General features: G+C 27.1%; 8 protein-coding genes. 6 read left to right on the forward strand and 2 right to left on the reverse strand.

Annotated features, from left to right (window positions below):
• The first annotated feature begins 46 nt into the window (after positions 1-46).
• A complete protein-coding gene (locus ACREVU_RS12730; protein WP_431551971.1) occupies positions 47-334 on the forward strand; it encodes a hypothetical protein in 288 nt (95 codons plus the stop codon).
• A 152-nt stretch (positions 335-486) separates the two neighbouring features.
• On the opposite strand, the gene ACREVU_RS12735 is transcribed toward ACREVU_RS12730, so the two are convergent.
• Positions 487-1,755: an RNA-guided endonuclease InsQ/TnpB family protein gene (locus ACREVU_RS12735; protein ID WP_431551972.1), complete on the reverse strand. Its 1,269-nt coding sequence runs from the start codon at positions 1,753-1,755 to the stop codon at positions 487-489.
• A 258-nt stretch (positions 1,756-2,013) separates the two neighbouring features.
• Positions 2,014-3,117, reverse strand: coding sequence for an AI-2E family transporter (locus tag ACREVU_RS12740; RefSeq protein ID WP_431551973.1), 1,104 nt, complete (start codon positions 3,115-3,117; stop codon positions 2,014-2,016).
• 324 nt (positions 3,118-3,441) lie between these two features.
• Here ACREVU_RS12740 and ACREVU_RS12745 point away from each other — a divergent pair, with 324 nt between their 5' ends.
• The 5 genes from ACREVU_RS12745 to ACREVU_RS12765 all read left to right on the forward strand — a co-directional run bounded on the left by ACREVU_RS12745 (position 3,442) and on the right by ACREVU_RS12765 (position 7,721).
• A complete protein-coding gene (locus ACREVU_RS12745) occupies positions 3,442-4,053 on the forward strand; it encodes a 50S ribosomal protein L25 (protein WP_431551974.1) in 612 nt (203 codons plus the stop codon).
• A gap of 567 nt (positions 4,054-4,620) precedes the next feature.
• Positions 4,621-5,991, forward strand: a complete 1,371-nt coding sequence (locus tag ACREVU_RS12750; protein ID WP_431551975.1) for an MBOAT family O-acyltransferase — start codon at positions 4,621-4,623, stop codon at positions 5,989-5,991.
• Between the two features lie 11 nt (positions 5,992-6,002).
• Positions 6,003-7,058, forward strand: a complete 1,056-nt coding sequence (locus tag ACREVU_RS12755) for a hypothetical protein (RefSeq protein ID WP_431551976.1) — start codon at positions 6,003-6,005, stop codon at positions 7,056-7,058.
• A gap of 59 nt (positions 7,059-7,117) precedes the next feature.
• Positions 7,118-7,264, forward strand: coding sequence for an MFS transporter (locus ACREVU_RS12760; RefSeq protein WP_431551980.1), 147 nt, complete (start codon positions 7,118-7,120; stop codon positions 7,262-7,264).
• 40 nt (positions 7,265-7,304) lie between these two features.
• Complete coding sequence (locus tag ACREVU_RS12765; protein WP_431551977.1) at positions 7,305-7,721, forward strand: MFS transporter; 417 nt, start codon at positions 7,305-7,307, stop codon at positions 7,719-7,721.
• Positions 7,722-8,631: the final 910 nt, after the last annotated feature.

Raw genomic sequence — 8,631 nt, forward strand, 5'->3', positions numbered from 1 at the left:
ATTTTTGTGTTATACTTTAATAAGACTAGAATTAGGAGGCAAAATAATGGCAAATATATTGATGTTTTCAAAAAAACAATTAGATAAAACACTAAAAAATTTCGCGAAGAAGGAAAGCTTGGGGTCTAATGACACCGCTGAGTGGATAAGACTCATAAATGATTTTATATATGAATTTGGGTTAAAGTCTGAAGTTAACGAAGAAGATAAACTTTCTATAACTACCAATAAGGAAGAACAAGTTGTAATTGAAAAAATGATGTATGCATTAGAAGGAACAAAAACTTCTTTGACTTATATTTTTGATGGTAACATTACATATATGGAAGATTGAACCCTCCCTCCACCTGATTACTCTGAGGTGGGGGATTCTTTTTTATAAGGAAGTTTGCTTTATCTTTCGACCTAATAATTTAGGTAGCCTTATTCCTTTTGGCGTGTCCAAGTACGCCCTACACTGTAAGTATTTCTACTCTCAGCTTACATTTAAGCTATTTTTATTCTTACTGGGTTTAGGTATTCACTATTAGCTAATTTGATATTTTTTACATTAGCTTTCCGCATTATATTAAGTGAGCCATTAACATCAGCATTTAATATTATTCCTATGCTTGATTTATACTGTCCTCTAGTTATTCTTTTTCCATTAAAGGTATGAACTTTTTTATCAAAACTATTGTAAACAGGAATATTGTCATTTACCAAAAAGTCAGCTTTTGATGTATAACTTTCTTCTTGCTCTATTAAATTAATATTATATCTTTGGCATTGATAAGTTAATTTTTCTCTTATATTACCTATTGGAATATTAACAAAATTTTGGTTGTTAATTTTTCCTAAATTGCACTTTTTCTGAATCGTTGAATTATAACCTACTACAATAGTACCTATATTATTGTTTAAGCAATAATCAATAATAATTTTTACGGTTTTATTAAGATAATCATTAACTTTATTGAATCTTTTATCCCATAGCTTTCTTTGAGCTTTAGTAGTCTTTTCTATCTTTTGCTTATCTTTAATTGATTGAAGTCTACTACTTTTTTTATTAGCCCATTGATTGATTGATTTAAGTTTTTTACCATCAAGTATAAAGGCTTTACCATTATTAGTCGTGCAAGTACATAAGTTATCTATGCCTAAATCAATAGCAAGTGCATTGTTTTTATCTAAATTCCCTTTGAACTCTGGAATTTCATATATCCATTGAATTTCAAAGAACCTTGCTTTATTTTTAGTAAGTATTCTAACTTCTTTAATTACTTTACCCTTTAGATTTGTCGGTATCTTAATTTCAACTTTGCCATAAAGTCTTTTGAAAATAGGACTCATTGGTACTGAAAATATCTCTTTAGAAGTATTAAATTCACTAAAAATAAGATTAAAAAATCCATCTTTAGGTAAATATCGGGGTAATTTAATATCTTTGTATTGGTACTCACCCTTTTGAGCCATTTTGATTAAGGAAAAAAAAGACTTGAAGTTTCTATCAACAACTTTCATAATTTGTTGAGCCGAATTACAATTAAGCATGAAATAATTCTCATTGGTCTTACAACTATGATAGTTATTTTCATAACTAAGAAACTTTTTTTCATTAAAATAGTATTGTCTAACATTATACAAAGCTACATTATACATATTTTTAGTTAAAAAACATAATTCTTTTAAAGCTTTATATTGATTAACTGTTAAATGTTTAAGTTGTTGTTTTTGAATACCAAATAATACTTTTTTAGTAGGTTTCTTAGGCATTTTAACCTCCTCCTTTATCAAAATATTTGATACTACTATTATTCTACAAAAACAATAAAAATATAACTATTTATTTTATTATATTATGCTAATAAAATAAATAATAATAATAATAATAATAATATAGTTGGCTAACACCAAGTGAAAATTCACCACCCACTTACGGAAGATGGGTGTACTCTTTCACAAAATGATAGATATGAAAAAAGTACGAAATATTTATATTTCGCACTTTTTTCCCTTTTATTAAAATTATATTTATTCAATTTGTTTGTTTTCAGTTCTTTTATTCATAAATCCTTCTAATAAGATATTTATTAAGGCTATAGTGGGAACTCCAAGTAACATTCCTAAAATACCAAAAAGTCCTCCACCCAGAACAATTCCGAGTATTATAAGAAGTGGACTAATTCCAACCTTATCTCCAATAATTTTTGGTTGTATGAACCATCCATCAATATTACTTAAGGTTACAACAAATAGTATTAACTCTATAGACTTTATGGGACTAAAGAATAATGTTATTATAGCAGCTGGTATCATTCCCATGATGTTTCCAAAGTAAGGAATCATATTTGTTACCCCGATTACTAAACTAAAGGGTAGTGCGTAAGGAATTTTTAATACCATAAACCCAATGAAAGTAATAGTAGCAAAAATAATAGAATCTATTATTTTTCCAATAAAATATTTTTTGAAAGTAGTGTTAACTATTTTTCCAAAATTAATTAATTTATGAGAATGTGTTTCATTTAAAATGGAATAAATCAGCTTTTTAAAATTAAATATAATGGATTCCTTATCAATTAAGTAGTAAATAGAAATTACTATTCCAGACATAAATTTGAAAAACAAAGAACTTAAACCCATGAGGTAATCAATTATAATTTGTAAACCTGGTGCAAAATATGTGGATATGTCTTTATTGAAAGTGGTAAGATATTTTTTTAAATAAGAGGTAATATCGAATTTGTTTAATAGATTATTTTCAGATAAAATATTAGTAGACCATTTATACGATTTATCTGCAAATTCAGGAATATTATCAAATAAATCTACTGCACTTTTAATAAGATTAGGAGTGACCAAAAATATTATTGTGAATATTAGACCTATAAATAATGTATAAATTATGCCTATGCAATAAATTCTTTTTATTTTTGTTTCCTTTTCAATATACACCATAAGTGGATTAAGTAAATAAGCTATAAAAAATCCCCAAATAAAATAAGTAAGTAAAGAACAAATTTTATTGAATATTGAACCTATATATTCAATGTTATTTACTATTCTAAAAAGAACAAAAGTAATTATAATCATAGGGATAAGCTGTATATAAGGTATTTTCTTATATCGAATCAATGTAATTCCTCCAATCAATATGTATATATATGATTATATCAGTTAAAAAGAATTAATTGAAGCGTTTTTTATGCTACTGGTATAATTGTAATACAAAACTCATAAAATAATGAATAACCTCTGTTTGCAAATATGTGCTATAATAGGAGTATGTTTTAATTACTAATGTTACCTTTTGAGTAATAAAGCTGGTTTTTCATTTATTTATAAAAGAATATAATATAGTATGAAAATTATTATTGGTAACATATGTATGCAAAAGAGTAAGCAAAAGGGCTTTATAAGCCAAAGAATGGCTTTATAAGCCAAGAGGAGCGTATTATTATGGAAAAAGTTATTTTAGATGCATTTGAAAGAGTTCCAGGAAAGAAAAAATTTAACGAAGAGGGTTTTATTGCAGGTGTAATTTATGGCGATGTTGAAAAACCAATATCTGTAAAGTTCGAATTATTACCTCTAAAAAAGATTCTTGGAAAACATGGTTCTAATGCGAAAGTATGGGTTAAATACGGAGAAGACAAGAAATTTGGATTTGTAAAAGAAATTCAAAGACATCCTGTATCAGCAAAAATTAACCATATAGACATACAAATTGTTTCTACAGATCATGAAATAAAATTACAATTACCTATTATTTTTAAGGGTGAAGAGAATGTTCTAGATAATCTACTTCAATTGCAAGTTCATAAATCTGAAATAGATGTTTTTGGAAATATGGCTTTAATGCCTGATTCAGTAAGTGTTGATGTATCAAATAAAGTACTTGGAGATACAATTACAATAAAAGACTTTGATTTAGATGATAAAATAAAAGTCACTGATGAAGAAGATCAAATATATGCAGCTATAATTCCAATTAAAGAAGTAGTTGAAGAAGAAGAAGAAGAAGTTATTGAAGAACCTGTTGTTGCTACTGAACCTGTAGTTGAGGCTTAATTAGATTATTTTATCTAATATTATATAGCATATACAACATATAGCTTATAAGAGTGTTGATGAAAACTATGTTTTCATCAACACTCTTATTTTTTTTGATATCTGATAAATTAATTTGCAAAAAAAGTTTTTGAAAATTATGGGTAGAAGTATACAAAATCTAAGATTTTGTTCATAATTCATTATCATATTTGACATCTTACTGTCACATAAAAAGTTTATTATAATAACATAGGAATGCCCCTATAAGCCCCTTATAAATTAGATGTTAAAGGTTAGCACTGGCTTATAGCTAGTGTTATTTTTTTTGCATGAAAATAAATCTTAATTAACAATTGTAAATTTAATACACTTGTAGTTATAATACATTTATTGTTATAATAATAAAGCTAATATAATTTGTAGGATTATGTCTATAAATATCATTAACAAAAGAAAGAAGGTAAATGGATGCAATTTATATCAATAAATTTTTTAATGTTTTTTACAATTATCTCTATTATATATTTTATTATTCCATATAAATTTCAATGGTTTTGGTTGCTAATATGCAGTTATTTTTTTTATATGAGTATAAACCCTAAATATGCAATATTTATAGCAATATCTACTGTAATTACATATATAAGTGGATTATTAATAGAAAATGCAAATAAAATAAGTAATGAAAAAAAATCAACGAAATTGAAGAGGTTCTGGGTTTTTGCAAGTTTATCTAGCAATTTAGGTATTTTACTTTTATTTAAATATTATAATTTTTTAAATGCCAGTTTAACACGAATACTAAATATATTCAATATATCATTTCATATGCCATATTTTAGATATTTATTACCCTTAGGGATATCATTCTATACCCTTCAAGCCATAAGTTATCTTGTAGATGTTTATAGAAAAGATGTGGTTGCGCAGAAAAACATAGGAAAGTTTGCACTTTTTTTATCATTCTTTCCCACAGTGGTTTCTGGACCTATTGAAAAATCTAAGAATATGTTACACCAGTTTGATGAAAAACACACTTTTGATTATAATAGAGTTAAATATGGTCTTTTGTTAATGTTATGGGGTACTTTTGTAAAACTAGTAGTAGCAGATAGATTAGCAGTACTTGTTAATACTGTTTATAGCAATCCTAACAATTATAAAGGGTTTGCAACCATAATAGCAACGGTATTTTTTACTTTTCAGATTTACTGCGATTTCATGTCCTATTCAGATATAGCAAGAGGAGCAGCGCAGGTTTTAGGTTTTAAAGTAACTAATAATTTTAAACAACCTTACTTATCAAGATCAATAAGACAATTTTGGAGTCGTTGGCACATTTCGCTCACTAGTTGGTTTAAGGATTATTTATATTTTCCACTAGGTGGTAATAGGCGTGGTAAATTAAGAACTTATTATAATATTATGATTGTTTTCATAGTAAGCGGATTATGGCACGGAGCTACCACAAATTTTATTATCTGGGGCGGGCTTCATGGATTTTATCAGATTTCAGCATATCTTCTTAAACCAATAAAAGAAAAGACAATAAAAACTTTTAAGATTAAAACAGAAGTATTTAGTTATAAGTTAGGTCAAATGATAATAATTTTTATACTTGTAAATTTTGCATGGATATTTTTTAGAGCTACTTCGTTTTTAAGTGCTATAACAATAATTAAAAATTCTTTTTATTTTAACCCTTGGATACTTACAGATGGTTCTATATTTAAATTAGGATTGGGTTCAAAAGATTTTTTGATTGTAATTATTGGGTTAGTTTTAGTTATAATAGTAGATATGATGCAAAGAAAAATAAATTTACAAGTTCAACTATCTAAACAAAATATAATGTTTAGATGGGTTATATATTTAGTTGCAGTTCTAGTTATCTTAGTTTTTGGAATGTATGGACCAGGATTTAGTATGCAACAGTTTATTTATTCACAATTTTAGGAGGACTTTCCATGGTTAAAAAAGCTTTTTTAAAAGGGTGTAGTTTTGCTGTTATATTGCTAGTAATTATTATGGCCCTTAATTCCATCTTTATTATAAAAACAAATCATCGTGAGAAACTATTAGGAGGAATATATGGTAATACAGAAGACCAACTGGATGTTGTATTATTGGGTTCTAGCCATATGAATAGTGGAATAAGTCCTAATGTGCTATGGAATAAATATGGTATAACAAGCTTTAATTATGCTACTGGCGGTCAACCAATAGATGTTACTTATTATATACTAAAGGATGTTATAAAATATCATAAAAATCCAATTGTAGTAGTAGATTTATATTATTTAGGATTAACTGACGAATTTGGGGCTGAGGGATATGTAAGAAATGCTTTGGATAGTGTAAAGTTTTCCTTCAATAAACTAGATGCTATTATTAACTGCACACCACGAGATCAATGGATCAATTATTTATTCCCAATTTTCAAATATCATGACCGTTGGAAAGAGTTAACAAAAAATGATTTTGAGTTTGATCCAGCAAATGCTTATTATGAAAAGGGATTTGATGCGGGTATTGTTGAGTATGGGAAAGAGAACACTTCAGATACTTTAGAGACAGGAACGGTGGACCTTTTACCAAAGCCTGAAGAATATTTGAATAAAATTATTGCTTTATCTAAAAAAGAAGGGTTTAAATTGATTTTCACCGCTACCCCTCATGATTATAATAGCACCGATACATCAGATCACTGGGAGACAGAACCTGCTAAGATGTTTAATAAGGTAGCAGAAATTTCAAAAAATAATAACATTCCCTTCATTAATTATAACAAAATGACAGATGAACTTGGTTTTAATTTTAAAACAGACATGTTTAATACAGGTCATTTAAATATTTCTGGTTCTGAAAAAGTAACTTCCAGTTTGGGAGGGTTTTTAGAAGAAAACTATACTTTAACTGATCATCGTACTGATGTTGAATTTGAAAAGTGGGAAACTGATTATCAGAGGTATTTAAAAGCACAACAAACGCTCATTGATAATGAAAAAAATAAAGATAAATAGTACATTTTTTCTTTTTTATTATAGCTTTTAGAGCACTTCAAGGACTGGGATCAGGAGCAATATTTACAGTTACATATACGATAATAGGTGATATTTTTACATTAGAAGAAAGACCAAAAGTTCAAGGCTGGTTAAGTACAGTATGGGGAATAGCAAGTTTAACTGGACCTTTTTTAGGCGGATTTTTAATAGAAAATATTTCATGAATATGGTGAAAAAATAGTAATTGGTATATCCACTTTAATTTTGCTTATTAGTTGTGGATTACTATCTACCTTGAATATTGAATCTCAATTAATATCAGTTATTGTTTATGGGCTTATTATGGGATTAGGTTTTGGTGGAGCATTTACTACATTAACAATAATAATACAAGAGTCTGTGGGGTATAGCAAAAAGGGGGCAGCTACAGCAGCAAATTCGCTATTGCGTACACTAGGACAAACTATAGGTGTAAGTATTTTTGGAAGTATTTTAAATACTAATATAGTCAAATATTTTAATGATTTAGGAATAAAGGGCATACAACCAGACAATTTGTATTCTAAGTCAACTTTAAGCAGTGGAGTGAGCATGAATCAGGTAAAGCTATCTGTAAATTCAGGTCTTCATGAGGTGTTTATAGCATTTATCATAATTGCTTTAGTGTCTCTTGTACTTTAATTGTCAAAATAATTCGTTTATTATGAATTATTCACTAATTATTCACAATATTAATTAGTAATAGATATTGACAAATTTTAAGAAGGCTTGTATACTAAAATTACACAAAGAAGAAAGCTTTCAATTCAGAGTGTTTATCAAAATATTAAAAAACAGTAAAAAAATCTTAAAAAAGAAAGGGTGTGGCCCAAAAATTAATAATATTAAAAAAACTTTTATTTTAAATGAAAGCGGGGTGGTTGCACCGACTATAACGAACTAAACTATTTTTATTGTTAGAAGAATTATTTAAGAACTGCTGAATCAGCATAAATAAGAAAAAATTAAAAGTTACCCGTACCAATTAAACCTTAAGAGTTTGATATCAACAAAATTAGAATTGATTTTATGAGCGGGAAATTGTTAGGAGAAATTTATTGAAAGAAAAATTTATTGAAAAATAGAGGCTAACCCCATCGGGATTAATATATGGGTAATTAGCTTCTATTTTTTTGCTTTTTTTGGTGTATGGTAAGTAATAGATAAAGTTTAGTTTAAACTTATATGGTAAAAAATTTGTTTTGAAAGTGATATTGGAATATAAGTTTAGAAGATGTATAATACTATTAAAATAAGCCTAAAGGAGGTATAAGCAGCTATAATATATATTAACATTTAATAACATTTATATACATAAAAATACTATTATTGGTTAACCTAATAGTAGAATATAGGTGATTATATATGCATGAATATGTAAGTATAACAAAAGCTTCTCAAGTTTTAGGAGTAACTTCTAAAACTTGAGAGTGTGGGACAAAGAAGGGATACTTAAAAGTTATAAAACACCAAAAGGTCATAGAAGATATTTACTAGATGAACTAGAATCAATAGCGCTGGGTAGAGTTACGAATATTACTGTAAATATAGT

This window comes from Clostridium sp. (genome assembly GCF_050717535.1).
Taxonomy (GTDB): domain Bacteria; phylum Bacillota; class Clostridia; order Clostridiales; family Clostridiaceae; genus Clostridium_AD.